At 62.4% G+C, this 19874-nt stretch carries 20 protein-coding genes; 13 read left to right on the top strand and 7 right to left on the bottom strand.

What is annotated here, in order from left to right; translation table 11 throughout:
• The first annotated feature begins 184 nt into the window (after positions 1-184).
• Positions 185-1006: a response regulator gene (locus LGH83_RS15190; RefSeq protein WP_227399383.1), complete on the top strand. Its 822-nt coding sequence runs from the start codon at positions 185-187 to the stop codon at positions 1004-1006.
• Positions 1007-1088: 82 nt separating this feature from the next.
• On the opposite strand, the gene LGH83_RS15185 is transcribed toward LGH83_RS15190, so the two are convergent.
• Both LGH83_RS15185 and LGH83_RS15180 read right to left on the bottom strand, forming a co-directional pair.
• Complete coding sequence (locus LGH83_RS15185) at positions 1089-1787, bottom strand: hypothetical protein (protein WP_227399382.1); 699 nt, start codon at positions 1785-1787, stop codon at positions 1089-1091.
• Positions 1784-2299 (bottom strand): DUF883 family protein, encoded by a 516-nt coding sequence (locus LGH83_RS15180; protein ID WP_227399381.1) that lies wholly within the window; start codon positions 2297-2299, stop codon positions 1784-1786. Before LGH83_RS15180 ends, LGH83_RS15185 begins: the two co-directional genes overlap by 4 nt.
• Positions 2300-2701: 402 nt before the next feature.
• Between LGH83_RS15180 and LGH83_RS15175 the strand changes: the two genes are divergently transcribed.
• The 4 genes from LGH83_RS15175 (at position 2702) to LGH83_RS15160 (ending at position 5263) form a co-directional block, all read left to right on the top strand.
• The gene (locus LGH83_RS15175; protein ID WP_131113531.1) at positions 2702-3202 is read left to right on the top strand and encodes a YbjN domain-containing protein; all 501 of its coding nucleotides are present in this window, start codon (positions 2702-2704) and stop codon (positions 3200-3202) included.
• Positions 3199-4017: a pyrroline-5-carboxylate reductase gene (gene proC / locus LGH83_RS15170; protein WP_227399380.1), complete on the top strand. Its 819-nt coding sequence runs from the start codon at positions 3199-3201 to the stop codon at positions 4015-4017. The genes LGH83_RS15175 and proC overlap by 4 nt, the downstream gene beginning before the upstream one ends.
• Before the next feature lie 87 nt (positions 4018-4104).
• Complete coding sequence (locus LGH83_RS15165; RefSeq protein ID WP_227399379.1) at positions 4105-4899, top strand: TetR/AcrR family transcriptional regulator; 795 nt, start codon at positions 4105-4107, stop codon at positions 4897-4899.
• Positions 4865-5263 (top strand): tRNA-binding protein, encoded by a 399-nt coding sequence (locus LGH83_RS15160; protein ID WP_413771055.1) that lies wholly within the window; start codon positions 4865-4867, stop codon positions 5261-5263. The genes LGH83_RS15165 and LGH83_RS15160 overlap by 35 nt, the downstream gene beginning before the upstream one ends.
• Positions 5264-5284: 21 nt before the next feature.
• Here the strand turns inward: LGH83_RS15160 and LGH83_RS15155 are convergent, their stop codons facing one another.
• Together LGH83_RS15155 and LGH83_RS15150 are read right to left on the bottom strand one after the other, a co-directional pair.
• Positions 5285-6628 (bottom strand): dicarboxylate/amino acid:cation symporter, encoded by a 1344-nt coding sequence (locus LGH83_RS15155; RefSeq protein ID WP_319799553.1) that lies wholly within the window; start codon positions 6626-6628, stop codon positions 5285-5287.
• A gap of 41 nt (positions 6629-6669) precedes the next feature.
• Complete coding sequence (locus LGH83_RS15150; RefSeq protein WP_227399377.1) at positions 6670-8169, bottom strand: MDR family MFS transporter; 1500 nt, start codon at positions 8167-8169, stop codon at positions 6670-6672.
• A 349-nt stretch (positions 8170-8518) separates the two neighbouring features.
• On the opposite strand from LGH83_RS15150, the gene LGH83_RS15145 reads away from it, so the two are divergent.
• Positions 8519-9652: a sensor histidine kinase gene (locus tag LGH83_RS15145; RefSeq protein WP_227399376.1), complete on the top strand. Its 1134-nt coding sequence runs from the start codon at positions 8519-8521 to the stop codon at positions 9650-9652.
• 98 nt (positions 9653-9750) lie between these two features.
• Here the strand turns inward: LGH83_RS15145 and typA are convergent, their stop codons facing one another.
• The 3 genes from typA to LGH83_RS15130 form a co-directional block, all read right to left on the bottom strand.
• On the bottom strand, positions 9751-11574 hold the full coding sequence (gene typA / locus LGH83_RS15140) for a translational GTPase TypA (RefSeq protein ID WP_131113538.1): 1824 nt from the start codon (positions 11572-11574) through the stop codon (positions 9751-9753).
• A gap of 189 nt (positions 11575-11763) precedes the next feature.
• Positions 11764-12975, bottom strand: a complete 1212-nt coding sequence (locus LGH83_RS15135) for an MFS transporter (protein ID WP_227399375.1) — start codon at positions 12973-12975, stop codon at positions 11764-11766.
• A gap of 142 nt (positions 12976-13117) precedes the next feature.
• Positions 13118-13357 carry a DUF3659 domain-containing protein gene (locus LGH83_RS15130; RefSeq protein ID WP_131113539.1) on the bottom strand — a complete coding sequence of 80 codons (240 nt, stop codon included), beginning with the start codon at positions 13355-13357 and terminating at the stop codon, positions 13118-13120.
• A gap of 377 nt (positions 13358-13734) precedes the next feature.
• Between LGH83_RS15130 and LGH83_RS15125 the strand changes: the two genes are divergently transcribed.
• The 7 genes from LGH83_RS15125 (at position 13735) to LGH83_RS15095 (ending at position 19873) form a co-directional block, all read left to right on the top strand.
• Entirely contained in the window at positions 13735-13902 is a 168-nt protein-coding gene (locus LGH83_RS15125; RefSeq protein WP_165490971.1) for a hypothetical protein, read from the top strand.
• Positions 13903-13998: 96 nt separating this feature from the next.
• Positions 13999-15294, top strand: coding sequence for a UDP-N-acetylglucosamine 1-carboxyvinyltransferase (murA, locus tag LGH83_RS15120; protein WP_227399374.1), 1296 nt, complete (start codon positions 13999-14001; stop codon positions 15292-15294).
• A 93-nt stretch (positions 15295-15387) separates the two neighbouring features.
• Positions 15388-15879, top strand: coding sequence for a DUF2948 family protein (locus tag LGH83_RS15115; RefSeq protein WP_227399373.1), 492 nt, complete (start codon positions 15388-15390; stop codon positions 15877-15879).
• A gap of 65 nt (positions 15880-15944) precedes the next feature.
• A complete protein-coding gene (gene hisD / locus LGH83_RS15110) occupies positions 15945-17240 on the top strand; it encodes a histidinol dehydrogenase (protein WP_227399372.1) in 1296 nt (431 codons plus the stop codon).
• Positions 17241-17243: 3 nt separating this feature from the next.
• Positions 17244-17729 (top strand): UPF0262 family protein, encoded by a 486-nt coding sequence (locus LGH83_RS15105; protein WP_227399371.1) that lies wholly within the window; start codon positions 17244-17246, stop codon positions 17727-17729.
• 37 nt (positions 17730-17766) lie between these two features.
• Positions 17767-18246, top strand: coding sequence for a low molecular weight phosphatase family protein (locus LGH83_RS15100; RefSeq protein ID WP_227399370.1), 480 nt, complete (start codon positions 17767-17769; stop codon positions 18244-18246).
• Positions 18247-18379: 133 nt separating this feature from the next.
• A complete protein-coding gene (locus LGH83_RS15095) occupies positions 18380-19873 on the top strand; it encodes an ATPase domain-containing protein (RefSeq protein ID WP_227399369.1) in 1494 nt (497 codons plus the stop codon).
• Position 19874: the final 1 nt, after the last annotated feature.

The following is a 19874-nucleotide window of genomic DNA, read 5'->3' as shown; positions in this document are numbered from 1 at the left end:
GCTTGCTCCGTCATCGACGATACCGTAGATACCTAATGCCTGCGCTCGTGACACTTGACCGTCTCACGAGACCACCGCCGAGACACAACGCATCGGCGAAAATTAATGTTCCATAACGGAACTTTATTTTCCTTGGCCTGTTTTACAAAGCTATGCCAGGCGCCAAAATACTCAAGGATTACGGATGTCCATTTCGCAGGCGATTGCACCCCATCTTCCTCATCTTCGTCGGTTCGCGCGCGCTCTGACGGGGAGCCAACGGGGTGGCGATGCCTATGTGGTCGAGACGCTCGAAGCCATCGTCGCCGATCCTTCGAGCTTCGCCGCAAGCGCCGACATCCGCACCGATCTCTATAAGCTGTTTCTGACGCTCTGGGGTTCTGTCGCGATCAATGGACGGACCGATACGACAGCCAGCGCTGATCAGGGTGGTGTCACCCGGAGCCTCGAAGCCATCTCGCTTTGGCCGCGCGTCGCCCTGTTGCTGACGGCGCTCGAAGGGTTTGACATCAACGATCTATCGCGGACGTTGGAATGTTCCGTCGATGAGGCAAAGGCCTTAATCGAACGCGCTAATCATGAGATTGCACAGCAGCTTTCGACCGAAGTGCTGATCATCGAAGACGAGCCGCTGATCGCTCTGGACCTGCAAAACGTGGTTGAAGACCTCGGTCATCGGGTCGTCGATGTCGCGCGGACGCATCGAGAGGCGCTGGCGGCGATCCACGAGCACCGCCCCGGTCTCATCCTCGCGGATATTCAGCTGGCAGATGGCAGCTCCGGTCTTGAAGCCGTGAACGAGATTCTTGAATCGCTGGAAGTGCCGGTCATTTTCATCACGGCTTACCCCGAGCGTTTCTTGACCGGCGCGCCGCCCGAACCGGCATTCCTCATCGCCAAGCCATTCAGTGTCGAACAACTCCGGGCCGTCATCAGCCAGGTTCTGTTCTTCAACAAGACCGCTCATCGGCGTGGCGATACGGCCGCGGCGCAAGTATCGGCCTGAACCCGAGATCGACGAAATAAAAGGGGAGCGTCGCGGTTAGCGCGACGCTCCCTTTTTATTGATATGGGCCAGGCGCACGCGATTAAGTTGAACGGCGGCCTCGTTTCGACCGGACTCCCGCAAGAAATCCGCCTAACAGCGCGAGCGAAACCAGTTGCACAGGCCGCATTTGGCTGGCGATTGCGATCCCGGCTCTCAGACCGGCTTGTTCGCGCCGGAAACCCGCATCGCCCAAGGCCGACACCACGGCGTCGAGGCCAGATCGCATGGCCTGATCTGGATCATGGCTCTTAAGCTGAGCCGCAACGTCGTCCCGCACCTCGGCGGAGGCTGCCTCGACAGGCGGCTGTTGGCTGGCCGCCATCGCTCGCTGAGCCGCTTCGATGTCCTGCGTCGCAGCGATCGCGGGTGCCTTCTTGTCCTTGACGGTCGAGCTCGTCGACATGGTCATCATCACCACGATCCCGGCGATGCCGAGCACGAGGAAAAGCGCCGCCATCGCCAGAAGGGCTTCGATCGGTCCCATCAGACTGGCCAGATAGTCATAAAGGGCGATCAGGCCAAAGATCACCGCCACGATCAGCATGACCCCCGCAAACAAGGCCAAACCAGCCTTGGTCGCGACTGTTTTCACCGTGCTGGTTGCGGTTCTCATGACATCGCTGACAACCTCCTGGCTGCGCGCCTTCACCGTGGCGGCGGCTTGATCGACGGCGCGCCGCCCCATCTCGGTAACGTTGACTTCGGCCTGAGCGATCAGCCGGGAGATCGGGTTCGTCATCGACGCGAACGGCTCATTGCGCCGATCAGCAAGCCACCCACAATAGCGATCATGATGGCAGTCATCGGGTTGCGTTCAATGCGACTCTCAATCTCGTGACCGGCGCCGCGCACACGCTCTCCAACGTCGCTGGCCTGGCTCGTAAATCGGTCGGCCACGTCACTGGCGTGGCTGGTGAAACGATCCGCCACATCACTGGCTTGGCTGGTAAAGCGATCGGCTGTCGACGAAAACCGATCGCGAGCCCGGTCCATCGCACCCTTCACGCTGCTGCGCGTCGTATCGGCCTGATCGCTTGCGAGGTCCGAGACCAAATTGGTCAGCTTACGGACATCGTCGCGCAGCGCGGAAAAGTCCGAGCTCAAATCCCGTGCAACTTTCTCAAACCCACGATCAGCCATGATTGTCCCTCGACGATGATAAAGGAGGGCGACACCTGGTCCGCGAAAGACAGGGCCGCCAATTACGCTACTGCAACGCTCGAGCCGCAGGTGGGTTCCTGCTCCAGCCATATCGCTCGATGCTGGGGCCCGCTCCTATAAGCCAAAAACCCGCAACGGCCAGGGGCTGCCGTTGCGGGTTCTTGTGGCGGAGCAGAGAGATGGGAGGGGAGAGCACCACTCCGCTCACGCCCTTGTAAACGTGCTCGTCCCACCCTGGTTCCGTGCTCCCGGGCACCGAAATCCCGCCTGCGGACGCCTCAGCGTACGGCCCTTAGGTTGTGGACATCCTTTCGGGACTCTTTACCGATTCATGCGAATCCGCGACGGTCTTCCCGCGTGCCGTTCACGATCAGTTAGGGTTATAACGATGCTCGACGCTGATTCGTCGTCACTATTTCGACTGGTCCGGCTGCTCGGCGTCCCAGCGTCCGCGCCCCTGGCTTTGTCATCCCCGCATGCAGAGGACCTCGCATGTCTCTTCTCCCAATCGAAGTGAACCGCGCCGAGCATCCCGTCGACGTTGTCGAGCGGATTGCCTCGTTCCACGACTGGGCCTTCGACCGCGATGACGAAGATGAGATCTCGATCTCGGTACAGGGCGGTTTTTCCGATTATCACGTGGCCTTTACCTGGCTATCGGATCTCGAAGCTTTGCATGTCGGATGCGCTTTCGACATCAAGGTGCCGGATCGTCGACGGACCGCTATTCTCGGGTTGATTGCGCTGATCAACGAGCATCTGTGGATCGGTCACTTCGATCTCTGGAACAACGAAAACGTCGTTATGTTTCGGCATTCGATTTTGATGTCAGGCGGCGCCGACCCGGATGGGCGTCAATGCGAGGCGATTCTCAAGATGGCGGTCGAGACCTGCGATCGTTACTATCAGGCCTTCCAGTTCGTGATCTGGGCCGGCAAGACCGCCCGCGAAGCGCTCGATAGCGCGATGTTCGAGACCCAAGGCGAAGCATGAGCGACCTGCCACGATCGATCCTGCTGGCCGGGGCTGGCAAGATGGGCGGCGCCCTGCTCCGTGGATGGCTCGATCTTGGCGTCGCCGCTGACCAGATCGCAGTGAGCGACCCGCAGGCCTCGGACGACCTCCACCATCTCGCGAAGGAGCGCGGCTTCTCGCTCAACCCAGACCTCGCGACCCTGATGCCCCCGGAAATTCTGGTCCTGGCCGTCAAGCCGCAGATGTTCGGGACCGTCGCACCCCTCGTGGCCCATTTCGATTATTCAGCAACCGTGCTGGTCTCGGTCATGGCCGGAAAGACGATCGCGGACATGGCCCGACAGATCCCGGCCAAAGCCATCGTGCGGACGATTCCTAACACGCCGGCCGCGGTCGGGCATGGCATGACGGGCGCCTTCGCGAATGAGGCGGTGACACCGGCTCAGAAGCGCAGCGTTCACGCGCTTCTGGCGGCGGTCGGACAGGTCGAATGGCTCGATCGCGAAGATCTCATCGATGCCGTGACGGCCGTGTCCGGCTCCGGACCCGCTTATGTGTTTCTGCTGACCGAATGCTTGGCCGAGGCGGCCGAGGCGCTCGGCCTCGATGCGGCGTTGTCGGCGCGTCTCGCGCGCGCCACCGTGGAGGGTGCGGGGGCCTTGATGGCGGCGGAACCCACCGTTTCGGCAGAACAACTGCGCCGTAACGTGACCTCGCCGGCCGGCACGACGGCGGCGGCTCTCGACGTTTTTGCCACCGACGATGCACTTCGGTCGCTGGTCACGCGTGCCGTTGCGGCAGCGCGCGACCGAGCCGTCGCTCTGGGTGGCTAAGTCGCCCCTGATTAAGCCTGCGTCGACGCAGAGGTTGGCCAATGTAGCACCGTCCTCTAGAATGAGAGGAGATCGACGGAGGTACTGATGGCTGAGAATAATGATGCCGGCGCGTTCAACCAGAGCGACAATCCCGCGCCATCTCCGATCGGCGTCCATGATGAGCCGCCGAAGGCCAAGCTGCCGTCGACCAAGGATCGCATCATCGAAGCCATGATGGAATTGGCGGCGGAGCGCGATTGGAGCGACTTCGGCATTACCGACATTGCCACCCGCGCCAGTGTCTCGCTTGCGGATTTCCGCGATGCCTTTCCGTCCAAGGGGGCTGCGCTTGCCGGCTTCTCCCGCAAGATCGACCGGATCGTGCTGGACGGGACGACCACGGATCTCGACGAGGAAACCGCCAAGGATCGGCTGTTCGACGTGCTGATGCGCCGTCTCGACGCCATGGCGCCGTATCGGCTCGGCCTCGAAAGCGTGGCCGAGTGGGTCCGGAGTGACGGGCTTGCGGCCGCCGCGCTCAATCAGGTGGCGCTGAACTCCATGCGGTTCATGCTCGAAGCGGCTGGCATCGACAGCGAAGGCCGGACCGGGGCCGTGAAGCTCCAGGGGCTGGTGGTCGCCTGGGCCCGCATCCTCAATATCTGGCTCAACGACGACGAAACCGGGATGGCTAAGACCATGGCGGCCCTCGATCGTGAACTCCAGCGCGGCGAGATGCTGAGCGCACGGGTGGACGACCTCGATCGTCTTGCTTCTCCCTTGCGGCTTCTCGGGCGCGCCGTGATGGACACGCGTCGGCGCATGAAGGAGCGCAAGCGAGACACATCCTCCACGTCGCGTCGCGATGCGGAATTCGACGCGATCGACCCGGAGATCTAGGCGCGTGGGCGAACCCACCCCACCGGGCGCTACAATCTCCTACAACGACTTTCTGACGGCGGATATCCGGGTCGGCACGGTCGTCAAGGCCGAGCCGTTTCCGCAGGCCCGCAAACCCGCCTTCAAGCTGCAAATCGATTTCGGTGAGCCGATCGGCGTCAAAAAGTCGTCGGCACAGATCACGGCGCATTATCGTCTTGAGGATCTGATCGGGCGGCAGGTTGCGGCGGTCGTCAATTTTCCGCCGCGTCAGATCGGCCCCTTCATGTCGGAGGTGCTGACCTTGGGGTTTCCGGATGCGACCGGAGAGGTGGTGCTGATCGGCCCCTCGTTGCCGGTCCCAAACGGCGGTCGCCTGTTCTGACGACCGGCCGCCTCGCCCGTGCTACTCGGCCGCTGCTTCCAATTCGGCGACAGCGGCCGTGCCTTCCGCAGCCGGATGTTGCAGAACGTGTTTCAGACGCTCGGCATCCAACTCGCCTTCCCAGCGGCTGATCACAACTGTCGCGACGCCGTTGCCGATCAAATTGGTCAGGGCTCGGCATTCGCTCATGAATTTATCGATCCCGACCAGAACCGCCAGCGACTGGATGGGAATGTCGGGCACGATCGCCAGCGTCGCCGCGAGCGTGATGAACCCGGCGCCCGTGACGCCCGACGCTCCCTTCGAGGTCAGCGCCGCCACCGCGATGATACCGAGTTCCTGCCCAAAGCTCAGCGGCGTATTCGTGGCCTGCGCCAGAAACAGGATCGAAAGCGTCATGTAGATGTTGGTGCCGTCGAGATTGAAGCTATATCCGGTGGGGATCACCAGACCGACGACCGACTTCGATGCGCCGAGCCGCTGCATCTTCTGGATCATGTGCGGCAGCACGGTCTCGGACGAACTGGTGCCGAGCACAATCAGCAATTCGTCCTTGATATAGAGGATGAAACGCAGAATCGAGAAGCCGCAGAGATAGGCGACAGCTCCCAGGACGACCAAGATGAAGACCGCGCTGGTGAGATAAAACGTGACGATCAGGAAACCGAGCCTGACCAGGGCGCCTGCCCCGAAAGCCCCGATCGTGAAGGCCATCGCGCCGAAAGCGCCGATCGGCGCGACCCGCACGATGATGCCGATGATCCGAAAAAACATCTGGCCAGCCGCGTCGATGGCCCCAGCGATCCGCTCCCCGGTCTCGCCCATATGAGAAATCGCGACACCGCTGAGGATCGCGACGAGGAGAACCTGGAGAAGATCACCACGCGCCAGCGCATCGAAGAAGCTGGTCGGGATGATGCCGAGCAGATGCGCCGTGATATTGTCTTGCTTGGCGGCCGTCACAAAGGTCGAGATCGATTGTGCGTTGAGCTTGGCCGGGTCGATATCGAACCCACGTCCTGGCTGCAGCAGCTCGGCCACCGCGATCCCCAGAACCAGGGCGATCGTCGACACGACCTCGAAATACAGCAGGGCCTTGAGCCCGACGCGCCCGACGCGGCCAAGATCGCCCATCGTGGCGATGCCATGCACCACGGTGCAGAAGATGACTGGCGCGATCATCATGCGGATCAACGCCACAAAGGCATCGCCAAGCGGCTTCATGGCGGCGCCGGTTTGCGGGGCCAGCACGCCCAAAGCGATCCCGAGCGCGATGGCGATCAACACTTGGATGTAGAGGATCATATACCAGGGCTTGGCGATCCGTTCCGGACCGGTCCGCCTTGCGCTGACTGAAGCATCCATTCTCGTGTTCCCACCCACGCGTCGCGTCTATTTCTTTTGGCTCATTCGATCATGATGGGAAGGGGTTCGCCAGCCTTTTCGCTTGTTTTCGCCTGCCCGCGGAGGGGGCGCTGCTGCATCAGCGCGAGCCAGAGCAAGGCGAGGATCAGGCTGATGTCGGCTGCCGCGAAGACGACCTGAAAGGTGCGCGAGAGTTGAGCGAGATCGGCTGCCGCCAACGGGCTGCTGTTCCCGATCCCGATTGCCTTGACGCCACCGCCCCCGATCACGATCGTCCCGAAGACAGCGACGATCAACGCGCCTCCAAGCGAGCGGAAAAAGTTCATGGTCGCGGTTGCGGTACCGAGTTGGTGATGCGCCACCGCGTTCTGGATCGCGATGGTGGCGAGCGGCAGGATCGTGCCGAGGCCCAGGCTGATCAGCAACAGCATCACTTCCAGCGCCGCCAGCGGCAGAGCCGGAGCCGCCAGCGCCAAGACCGCACATGTGACGACGCTGATCACCATGCCGAGCAACGGCAGCCGCTTATAATGCGTGAAATACATCATCGACCGACCCGAGATGGTGGCGCCTGCGACCGTCCCGATCATCAGCGGAACGAGTGCGATGCCGGATTGACTGGCCGTGAGGCCCAGCACGCCCTCTAGATAGATCGGAACGTAGATCGTGAGCCCGATGAACGTGCCCATGGCGAAGCACGCCGCCAGCGTCCCTGTAGCCACAACCTGATCGCCGAGCACGGCGAGCGGGATGAGCGGTTCGCGCGCCATCCGGAGACGAACCACGAAGCCGGCCCAGGCAACGATCGAAAGGCCCAACAGGGTGAGCACGCGCGGTGATCCCCACGGATAGCGGATGCCGCCCCAACTGAGCGCCAGCAAGAGACTGACGGTTGCGACAACGAGGATCGCGGCGCCGAGAAAGTCGATCGAGTGGCGCCTCTCATGCCGAGGTAGAAGCCGCAGCTTGCCGTTCGTCATCAGAAAAGCCGCTAGACCGATCGGCAGGTTGATCCAGAAGATGAGCGACCAGTGAAAGTGTTCAGCGAAAAAGCCGCCGAGCAGCGGCCCTGCCAGCGACGACAAAGCGAACACGCTGGCGATGAAGACCTGATATCGCGCTCTCTCGCGTGGTGACAGAATATCGCCCAAGATGGTTTGCGCTAGCGATATCAAACCGCCGCCACCGAGACCCTGAACGCCGCGCGCGAGCGCAAGCGCCACCATGGTCGGCGCGAGCGCACAGGCGAGCGAGCCTATGATGAACAAGATGATGGCGATCAACAGCGCGATACGACGACCGTGGATATCGCTGAACTTGCCGTAGAGCGGCGTGACGGCCGTGGAGGCAAGCAGATAGGCCGTGACGATCCAGGGCAGATTCTCAGCGTCGCCCAATTCTCGTCCGATGGTGGGCATCGCTGTCGCCACGATCGTCTGGTCGAGTGCAGCCAGGAGCATGGCCATCATAAGCCCGATAATGATCGATCGGATCTCGTCGGGCTTCAGAGCGGGGCGTGGAGGAAACGCTGAATCGGTCATCGGTTGCCGTGCGGCCTTTGCTTGTGGAACCGGATTATCGAAGCTGGCATTCGTCTTTGACGGTCGTTGGGCACGGGGGCTTCAGGCGATCCCGGACAGGTTCAGAATGGAACCATTCGGGCCAGTAGTCGTTCCGAATCAAGGCGTGTAAAAGGTGGCAATCGCCGGACATCAAGCCGGATTGAATGCTAGTCGAGCGCGATCGTCGGGAGTTCCGGATCGTGCCGCCCCTGCGTGGTCAGATAGGCATCCTCATGTCCTTTGCGTCAGTTCAACACCTTAGCGCGAAGGGAAGCGTTCGAGACAAGGCCCGCCTCGTGCAAACGGGTTCGAACGAGGTCGGGATTGCATGTCCAGGTGGCACGACGGCAGCGGCATCGGACTTATCCCGTCGCCGTTTCCTAGGTCGGCAATGACGGCGCGTACTCGAGAGGATCAGATCCAGGTCGCGGATGCCAATCGCATGTCGAGCGATCAATCGAAAACGGCGTTGAACGATAAAGAGCGTCTTGAGTTCGCGCTGGACGCGACCGCAACAGGATTTTGGAGTTACGATCGCTCGACCGACACCTTTGATGTCGACCGTCGGATGCAGGCCCTCTTGGGAATGACCGGTAAAGCCTCGGTCACGAAAAACGAATGGCTTGAGGCCTTGTCGCCGACGGATGCTCTGGTGTTCTCTGCTTTTCTGAACGCGGCCTCGCGGGGAGAAGCGTCGTCGGATGATCTGGAGCTTCGGTTCCGTCGCTTCGATATGGGGCCAGAGCGTTGGCTAGCCTTACGGGCCAAGTCGATGCCAGAACAGGATGGTGCTGAGATCGTCGGCACCGCTCGCGACATCTCGGACGTGCGGTTGCACCACGAACAGGTGCATGTCCTCATGCGCGAGGTCACGCATCGATCTAAAAACCTGCTGGCGATCATTCAGGCGATGGCGCGACAGACCGTGAAGGACAGCTTGACGGCGGCCGACTTCGAACGTCGCTTTTCCGCGCGCCTTCGTGGCCTGTCGTTTTCGCACGAAATTCTAGCGGCGCAGGATTGGCGCGGCGCCTCGTTGATCGATCTCGCACATGGGCATCTCAGCGCCATGATCGAACAGCATGGAGAGCGCGTGAGCATCACGGGTCCGGCGATCTTCATTCGCCCCGAGGCGGCTCAGAATATCGGGCTTGCGCTCAATGAATTGACCAGCAACGCGATGCGGTTCGGCGCCTTGTCGGGACCTGCGGGCCGGGTCGCGGTCGAATGGAGCCTCGAAGCCGACCAATCGGGCGAACCGCGGTGGCTGCATGTGCTCTGGAACGAATTCGGCGGCCTTGCGATCGAACCCCCGCTGCGTCAGGGGTTTGGGCATAAGGTCATGGAGCGCGTCGTGGCCCGCGCGCTGGATGGTATCGCGAACATGACATTTGCGCCCACCGGGCTGCAATGGTCCCTACGGATCCCACTTCACCACCTGATGATCGAGGACGACGTCTAGGGGCGAACGCGACGTCGCGCGCCACGCGCGTCGGATTGTCAAACGCAATCGAGGCCGCATTCGCGACCTCGATTGGTTATCCCGCTGAACTCAGGCGATCAGGCGTTTGGATCTTTCGACCGCTCGGCGCGCTTGCGCTCGTTCGGATCGAGCTTGATCTTGCGAAGACGGATCGACTTCGGCGTCACCTCGACGAGCTCATCGTCTTCGATATAGGCCAGAGCCTTTTCCAGCGTCATGCGGATCGGCGGGGTAAGCCGAACCGCTTCGTCCTTGCCGGCGGCCCGGACGTTGGTCAGCTTCTTGCCCTTGAGCACATTGACCTCGAGGTCGTTCTCACGGGTGTGCTCGCCGATGATCATGCCCTGATAGACCTTCCAGCCGGGCTCGATCATCATCGGCCCGCGATCCTCGAGGTTCCACATCGCGTAAGCGACCGCTTCACCGGAGTCGGTCGACAGCAGAACGCCGTTGCGACGGCCCATGATGCCGCCCTTCCAAGGCGCGTAATTATAGAACAGGCGGTTCATGATCGCCGTGCCCTTGGTGTCGGTCATCAATTCGCTCTGATAGCCGATCAGTCCGCGCGTCGGCGCGTGGAACACCAGCCGAAGACGATTGCCGCCCGACGGTCGCATCTCGATCATGTCGGCCTTGCGCTCCGACATTTTCTGCACAACGACGCCCGAATGCTCCTCGTCGACGTCGATCACGACCTCTTCGATCGGCTCCATTCGCTCGCCGCTGTCCTCGTCGGTGCGGAACACCACGCGCGGACGCGACACGCCGATTTCAAAGCCTTCGCGGCGCATCGTCTCGATCAGGATCGCAAGCTGCAATTCGCCGCGACCCGACACGACATAGCTGTCGACATCCGGCGAATCGGTGATTTTGAGCGCAACGTTGCCTTCGGCTTCCTTGTGAAGCCGATCGCGGATCACGCGGCTGGTGACCTTGTCGCCTTCGGTCCCTGCCAGCGGGCTGTCGTTCACCAAAAACGTCATCGACAACGTCGGCGGGTCGATCGGTTGAGCGTGCAGCGCCTCCGTCACTTCGGGAGCACAGAGCGTATCGGCGACGTTGAACTTCGTCAGGCCCGCGATCGCCACGATGTCACCGGCTTCCGCCACATCGATCGGCGCCCGCTCGATGCCCCGGAAAGCAAGGATCTTGGAGACGCGACCCGTCTCGATCACGGCGCCCGAGGCGTCGAGAACCTTGACCGACTGGTTGGGCTTCACCGAACCGGCGAAAACACGACCCGTGATGACGCGGCCGAGATAGGGATTGGCTTCCAGCAGCGTCCCCAGCATGCGGAACGCGCCTTCTTCGATCTTCGGCGGCGGTACATGCTTGAGCACGAGCTCGAACAGAGGCGTCATGCCGTCCTGCGGCCCGTCCGGGCTATTCGCCATCCAGCCGTTGCGGCCCGACCCGTAGAGGATCGGGAAATCGAGCTGGTCGTCGGTAGCGTCGAGCGCCGCGAACAGGTCGAACACCTCGTTGACGACCTCGGTTACCCGCGCGTCCGGCCGATCCACCTTGTTGATCGCGACGATCGGGCGAAGGCCGAGCTTCAGCGCCTTACCAACCACGAATTTCGTCTGCGGCATCGGGCCTTCGGCCGCATCGACCAGCACGATCACGCCGTCGACCATGCTGAGGATACGCTCGACCTCGCCGCCGAAGTCCGCGTGGCCCGGCGTGTCGACGATATTGATGCGCGACTCATGCCACATCACCGACGTGGCCTTCGCCAGGATCGTGATGCCACGCTCTTTTTCGAGATCGTTGGAGTCCATCACGCGCTCGGCAACCCGCTGGTTGTCACGGAATGAGCCGGATTGCTGAAGAAGCTTGTCCACGAGCGTCGTCTTGCCGTGGTCGACGTGGGCGATGATGGCGATATTGCGCAGGTTCATGATTCAAATCTTGATGTCGAGTGAGAGCGCGCGCACGGTTGACGCACCCGAAGGGTCTTTTGGGCGGAAACAAAACAGGCATCGGCCCGCAGACGCTTCTCGCAAATGCGAAAGTGTCCTAGCCGACACAGCAGGATTTGCAACCTCGATCGCGCGAACGGGGCTCAAACGACGCCGAAAGCGTCGAATTTAGCTCTCTTTCGCTGACATCCGGCGTTGTCCCAAGCCGTGCAGGTGGAGACCAAGAGCCGCGACCACAAGAGCCATCCCGAACCAGCAAACCGCCGGCCAGCCACCCTGATGCCAGCAAATCGTTGCGCCGGCGGACCCTGCGGCACCGCCCAGGAACATTCCGCCGACCAGGATGGTGTTCAGCCGATTGCGCGCATCCGGCCGGAGCGAATAGACGATATGTTGGTTCGACACCAAGGCGCCCTGCTCACCGATATCGAGCAAAAGGACACCGACGATCAATCCAGCAATGGATCCCCACAGGCCAAACACGGCCCATGAGAGCACCATCACGACGATCCCGAGCCCGATGGCGACATGTGGCCCCCGACGATCCGCCATCCGGCCTGCGACAGGCGCGATCAACACGCCAATCGCGCCGACGAGGCCGAACAAACCGGCGACATCGGCCCCCATCTGATACGGCGGCTGTTCGAGCCGAAGCGCCAGAATGGTCCAGAACACGCTGAACGAGGCGAACAGAAGGGTCTGGATCGCCGTCGCGCGACCCAAGTCCCCCTCGGTCCGCAGCAATCCCCATAAGGAGCCCAGCAGCGTCACGTAGGAGTCCTTGGTCTTTGGCGCACCACGCGGCAGCACCGCCGCCAGCAGTCCAGTGACGGCCAGCATGATGCCGATGGCGACGACGAACATCATGCGCCATCCAAACCAGTGCCCGATGAAGCCCGCGAGGGTCCGGCCCGAAAGAATGCCGCAGAGCAAGCCGCTCATGACCGTGCCGATCACGACGCCGCGCTTGTCCGGCTCGGCAAGCTCCGCCGCGAAGGGGACGATTTGTTGCGCCATCGTGGCGAAGATACCCACCAGAATGGAACCGGCCACCATCAAGGCAGGGGTCGGGGCGATCGCAACGACCAGCAGCGCGAGGCACAGCACGGCGGACTGCACGAGGATAAGGCGACGTCGCTCGACGCGGTCGCCGAGCGGGACCAAAAGAAAAATCCCCGCAGCGTAACCGAGTTGAGTCGCGGTCGGTACGAAGCCCACGAGGCCCTCTTGCCCCGGAAAGTCATGCTCCATCACGCCGAGCAACGGCTGATTGTAATAAATGTTGGCAACCGCCGCACCGCAGGCAAGCGCCATGACGAACGTCAAGGTGCGGCTCAGGCCCGCCCCTGCCTGAAGGGCGCCGCGCGGTTGCTGGTTCATGGTCTGCCGATCTCACGACGATCTGGAAAGCCGATGGCTTACATGCATTCGCGGCCAAGAACCAATGTCGGAACGCACCAGCAGCTATTCGAATGATCGATCGAGCTTCGGGCGTGGCTGCGCCGGTGCGACGCTTCGATCGTCAATGCGACGTCGGGGTGCCGGCCTTCGGATGAAACAGACGATTGACCGCATCGGCCGTGAGGCTGCCGGCCGATTCGGCTTCCGCGGCGCTCTGAACGTGGAAAATGAACTTTCCGTTCCGATCATAGACGTTGCCGTTCCGGCAGGTCCCGATCTTCTGCTCGGATGCGTCATAGACGTCGCCGTCTTTCACGCGCGCCACAATGGCGCCTTCGCTGTCCAAAATGCGGTCGATCATGAGATCCTCCCCAGGGCACGGTTTGCCGGCGACATGATGGAGCTGTTGGCCGAGCCCTCCCCCATAGACTCAGGAGGAACGCCCCCGCTTGTCAATCGACAATCGCGATCGGGGCCGAAGAAGGATTGACGACCTTGCGGCCATCATCGACGCGGTTGCCGATCCGGCGCCCAAGCGCGCGCCTTGCAAGAAACGCAGGGCTTCCAAGAAGCGGCACAGACGTTGCGCCTCGCCAACGACCCTCTCACCGACCCGCCCGCTCGGCTTGCTGCGCGGGAGCGAACCGCCTAGGATCGACGGTCATAGTCGCAACATCGACGACGCGAGGCCGCTGATCGATCGAGCACGGCAGCGAAAGACGGCGGAAGTCAAGACGAATGACAGTCGAACAGGACGAACCGAGGCCGGTGCGGTTGAGCGCGGCAGCGGCTGAACGCGAGGCGCGCCGGACCGTCGAGCGCGAGGCGCGCTTGGCCGAGGCGTTGCGCGAAAACCTGAAACGTCGCAAGGCGCAAGCGCGAACCCGCAGCGCCAACGACATCTAAGCGCCCCCTTTTTAGGCCCGGTCACTCGAGGCGCCCCGCCAAGCGACGTGATGTCGGACGGGGCCGGACCGACAGCCAGACATCAAGCGAGGAACAATGGATCGAATTCGCATCGTTGGCGGTCACCAGTTGAACGGCAGCATCCAGATCTCCGGAGCCAAGAACGCCGCGCTTCCTCTGATGATCGCGAGCCTGCTGACCGACGAAGCTCTGACGTTGGAAAATCTCCCGCGCCTCGCCGACGTCAGCATGCTGGTCCGCATCCTCGGCAACCATGGCGTCGATTATTCGATCAACGGCAAACGGCCAGGCGAGGCCGCCATTGCGGGACAGACCGTCCATCTCAGAGCGGAGCGGGTCGTCGACACAACCGCACCTTACGACCTTGTCTCCAAGATGCGGGCGAGCTTCTGGGTCGTGGCACCGCTGCTGGCCCGCATGGGCGAAGCGCGCGTATCGCTGCCCGGCGGCTGCGCCATCGGCACTCGCCCGGTCGACCTGCTACTGATGGCTCTGGAGCGGCTCGGCGCCGATATCGAGATCGAGAACGGCTACGTCATCGCGAAGGCGCCACATGGCCTCAAGGGTGCCGAGATCGAATTTCCAAAGGTCACGGTCGGCGGCACGCATACGGCCCTGATGGCGGCGGTGCTGGCGCATGGCAAGACGGTGCTGATCAACCCGGCGCGTGAGCCGGAAGTCGTCGATCTCGCCGAATGTCTGATCAAAATGGGCGCCAAGATCAAGGGCGCCGGAACCTCGGTCATCGAGATCGACGGTGTCGCAAAGCTCGGAGGTGCTCGCCACGCGGTGCTGCCCGACCGGATCGAAACCGGCACCTATGCGATGGCGGTGGCCATGACGGGTGGCGACGTCATGCTGCAAGGCGCGCGTCCGGAATTGCTGCAAGGCGCTCTCGACTCGTTGGTTCAGGCCGGCGCCAAGGTGTCGGCCACCAACGAGGGCCTCCGCATCCAGCGAAACGGCGCTGGCATTTCGCCCGTCGACATCACGACCGAGCCGTTTCCCGGCTTTCCGACCGATCTGCAAGCCCAGTTCATGGCTCTGATGACGCGTGCCGGCGGCTCGTCCCGGATCCGCGAGACGATCTTCGAAAATCGGTTCATGCATGTCAGTGAATTGAGCCGCCTCGGCGCGCGCATTCGGCTCGAGGGCGATGCGGCGATCGTCGATGGCGTCGACAAGCTGAATGGCGCACAGGTGATGGCGACGGATCTGCGCGCCTCGGTGTCGCTGGTGATCGCTGCGCTTGCGGCAGAGGGAGAGACGACGGTCAGCCGCGTCTACCACCTCGATCGCGGCTTCGAGCATCTCGAGCACAAACTCGGTCAATGCGGCGCGCACATCGAGCGGCTCTCCAACCCGGGCTGACGCGCTTTGGCGCGGCGGTCTTGAAACCGAGATGCGATCCGCTCATTCATTGTCGCGCGGGCACATGGCCGGCGCGAGGGGGACGGGACCGCGATGACCAATCGACCAGACGCCACGACAGAGACCGCAACCGACGCTGACGAACACCTGCGGCTGGTGGTGGTCGACGCGGACGATCTCGCGGTCGTGTCGGCCCACATGCAGGGTGCCGACGTGAAGATCGGCGACATGACCTACCTGCCGCGAACGAAACGCTTCGCCATGGTCATGTCGCGTTTCGATTGGGCTCGCGCGATCGAGGGTCCCCTGGAGCGCTGCGTCGCGGGGTTGCATTTCGAGCGTGTCCTGCATGTGTCGCAATCGGGGCTGGACCGTTCCGATGCCGACCGGAACGAGCGGTTGCTGGCGATCTCGTTCATTGCTGATGACGCACCCTCCGGCACGGTGCTGCTCGCTTTTGCAGGCGGCGGTCTGGTGCGCCTGACGGTTGAATGCCTCGAGGCGGAAACGCGCGACATGGGCCCACGGTGGACCGTGACCTCACGACCCGACACGTCGCTTCCGGCAGCCATATCTCAGAGCTAGTCCAGCACATCACCCTGCCGGACGGCATCCTTGCGCCACAAGGCGCCAGCAACCAAAGAGGCACGATGCCTGTTCGTCTCGACCGCCGCGACTCCGACTTCGAACAGCAATTCGCAGCCCTGCTGGCGTCGAAACGCGAGGTCGCCCAGGATGTCGACACTGCCGTGGCCGCCATCATCGCCGACGTGATCGCACGGGGCGATGCGGCGTTGCACGACCTGTCGCAACGCTTCGATGGTCTCGATCTCGGTCTGGTCGGATTGCGCGTCTCCGAACAGGAACTCGACGCGGCGACCGAAGCCGCGCCAGCGGACGCCATGTCGGCCCTCAAGGTCGCGCATGAGCGCATCACAGCGTTCCACGACCGGCAAAGGCCGATCGATCATCACTTTACCGACGCACTCGGCGTCGAGCTCGGTTGGCGCTGGACCGCCATCGAGGCGGTCGGGCTTTATGTGCCGGGCGGCACGGCGAGCTATCCGTCCTCCGTTCTGATGAATGCGGTTCCGGCGAAGGTGGCCGGTTGCCCACGTCTCGTCATGGTGGTGCCGGCCCTGCGGGGCGTCATCAACCCGTTGGTTTTGGCGGCAGCCCGCCTCGCCGGGGTCGATGAGGTTTACCGGATCGGCGGCGCGCAGGCGGTGGCGGCGCTGGCCTTCGGAACCGCCACCATCGCACCCGTCGCCAAAATCGTCGGCCCTGGGAATGCCTATGTGGCGGCCGCTAAACGACGTGTCTTCGGCACGGTCGGCATCGACATGATCGCAGGCCCCTCGGAGGTCCTCATCCTGGCGGACGCAACCGCAAACCCCGCCTGGATCGCCGCCGACCTTTTGGCGCAAGCCGAGCACGATGCGTCGGCACAATCGATCCTCATCACCGACGATCAGGCGCTCGCGGACGCGGTCGCGCGGGCGGTGTCGGACCAGTTGAAGACGCTGCCGCGTGTCGCCATCGCGACGGCGAGCTGGGAGGATTTTGGCGCCATTGTAGTGGTCCCGAGCCTGCGATCGGCAATCGACCTTGTCGACCGGATCGCACCGGAACATCTCGAGATCATGGCCGAGGATGCCGACAGCCTGACGGAACGCGTCCGCAATGCGGGAGCCATCTTCGTCGGCGGCCACACACCCGAGGCGATCGGCGATTATGTCGGCGGGTCGAACCACGTTCTGCCGACAGCCCGCTCGGCACGGTTCTCCTCCGGTCTAGGTGTGCTCGATTTTATGAAGCGGACCTCGATCCTGCGCTGCGATTCCGCCTCTTTGGCCCAGCTTGCAGCACCTGCCATCGCGCTGGCGAAGGCGGAGGGCCTCGAGGCTCATGCGCGGTCGGTGTCGATCCGCACCAATTCGGCCTGACCCATGGACCAATCGGATCCGGCGCGATGCCGCCTGATGGCGGTCGATCTCGACGACGGGACGATCGGTCGTGGCACGCCGGATCAAGAGCACGAACGCCGGATCGCAATCTTCGACCTCGTGGAAAATAATCGGTTTGTGCTTCCCGGCCACGATGGTGGGCCCTACCGGCTCGGGATCGCGCTGAAAGGCACCAAGCTCGCGCTCGATATCCGCACCGAGGATGATGCGCCGGTGGTGCTGCACATGTTGTCGCTGGCGCCGTTCCGGTCGTTGTTGAAGGATTATTTCTTCCTCTGCGAGCGTTATTATTCAGCCATCCGGACCGCGACCCCAAGCCAGATCGAGGCGATCGACATGGGCCGCCGCGGCCTCCACAATGAGGCTGCCGAATTATTGGCACAGCGCCTGCACGGCAAGATCGTCGCGGATTTCGAGACGATGCGGCGGCTATTCACGCTTGTGACGGCGCTGCATTGGAAAGGGTGAGCGGCATGCCGCAAACCCAAGCAAAAGGCTGAGCGGCATGCCGCGGAGCCCAGACGATCCGATGAACGACACGCCGCGAAGCTCGGTTCAATCCGTGCTGTTCGCCTGTTCGGAAAATGCCGTTCGCTCCCCGATCGCCGAAGCGCTTGCCCGGCGACTGATCGGACACTCCACCCACCTCATTTCGGCAGGGGTCCGCCGGGGCGACGCCAATCCCTTCACGCTCGAAACGCTGGCCGAGATCGGCATCGATCTGTCGCGACACCGTCCGCGCACGTTCGAGGATTTGGATGAATCCAGCTTCGACTTGATCATCACGCTGTCGCCAGAGGCGCATCATCGAGCGCTTGAGTTCACCCGCACGATGGCGGTCGAGGTGATCTATTGGCCGACCTTCGACCCAACGGCCGTCGAGGGCTCACGCAGCGCCATGTCGAGCGCGTTTCGCCTGGTGCGCGACACGCTTGCGAAACGCATCGACCTCTACTTCCGCGGGATGGTTGCGGCACCCTCCTGATCGTGATGCTTGATCGTGGATCAGACTTTTCGCGGCAGGTCGCACCTTTGCGACCGCTTGATCGTTGAAACCCAAGCGGAAAGATCAACATTCTGCTCGCACGGACCAACCACGTGGCCCATTAGGTACATTGATGATCGCAAAGTCCAAGGCTCGAGTCTCGACCGGTGTTTCCGGGCTCGACAACATCCTCGGCGGCGGGTTGACGCCGGATCGGCTCTATCTCGTTGAAGGGACACCCGGCACCGGCAAGACGACGTTGGCGCTTCAGTTTCTCATGGAAGGTATCCGACAGGGGGAGTCAGGCCTTTACATCACCCTGTCTGAAACCGAGGAGGAATTGCGGGCTGGAGCCGCCACGCATGGATGGACTCTCGACGGCGTCACGGTCTCTGAACTCGTCACGGAGGATGGCCTCGATCCCAACCAGGAGCAATCGATCCTGCATTCGTCGGAGATTGAGCTTGGGGAGACGACGGGACGGCTGATCGATCTCGTCACCACGTTAGAGCCGCGTCGCATCGTCTTCGATAGCCTCTCCGAGTTCCGCCTTCTGGCGCAAAATCCATTGCGATATCGACGCCAAATCTTGGCCCTCAAACAATTCTTCGCCAACCGTAAGTGTATCGTTATCCTGCTTGACGACCGGACATTGGAACCGACGGACCTACAGCTGCACAGCATCGCTCATGGCGTTATCCGGCTCGAGCAACACGCTCAGGAATATGGCAGCGAGCGGCGCCGTCTGCAGATCATCAAGATGCGCGGCACAAAATTTCGTGGCGGCTTCCACGATCTCAACATCGAGACAGGCGGCATCGTAGTCTTTCCGCGTCTGATTGCGTCGGAACATCATGCGGATTTTGTCGCCGCTCCGCTCGGAACCGGGTCGAGCCAGCTCGATGCATTGCTGGGCGGCGGCTTGCTGCCCGGCACCAACGCGCTGTTCAGTGGTCCCTCGGGTGTCGGCAAGACCTCGACGGCCGTGAGTTGCATGATGGCGGCGATCCGCAGCGGCAAACAGGGGGTCTACTACCTTTTTGACGAGGGACGGGCGACCCTGCTGGAACGTGCCGCCCACCTCGGTATGGATCTTGGCACCGCGATCGAAGCCGGCAAGGTAGACCTGCGTCAGATCGATCCGGCCGAGTTGTCGCCGGGCGAATTCGCCAATCACGTGAGGCGCGCGGTCGAGGAGGATGGTGCCAACTTCGTCGTGATCGACAGCCTCAATGCCTACCTGCACGCGATGCCGGGTCAGAAATTCCTGCTGCTGCAAATGCATGAGTTGCTGACCTACCTAAATCAGCTGGGCGTCGTCACGATCTTGATCCTCGGCCAGCATGGTATCGTGGGCGACGTCCGAAGCGACGTGGATCTCAGCTATCTCAGCGATACGATCATGCTGTTCCGCTTTTTCGAAGCGCAGGGCGAGGTTCGCAAGGCGGTGGCCGTGGTCAAGAGCCGGGCCGCCAAGCATGAGCGAACCATCCGCGAGTTCAGGCTCACGTCGACCGGGCTCGAGGTCGGCAAAGCCTTGCGGGACTTCGAAGGCGTGCTGTCCGGCCTGCCGAGCTATCGCGGCGAGCAGCCGATGCTGGGGCAAGAACCAAGCGTCGAGGCCTGAG

It is taken from the genome of Lichenihabitans sp. PAMC28606 (assembly GCF_020616535.1).
GTDB classification, from domain to species: Bacteria; Pseudomonadota; Alphaproteobacteria; order Rhizobiales; family Beijerinckiaceae; genus Lichenihabitans; species Lichenihabitans psoromatis.
Note: the sequence above shows the minus strand (reverse complement) of the source record. Positions and strands in the feature narration are given on the sequence as shown.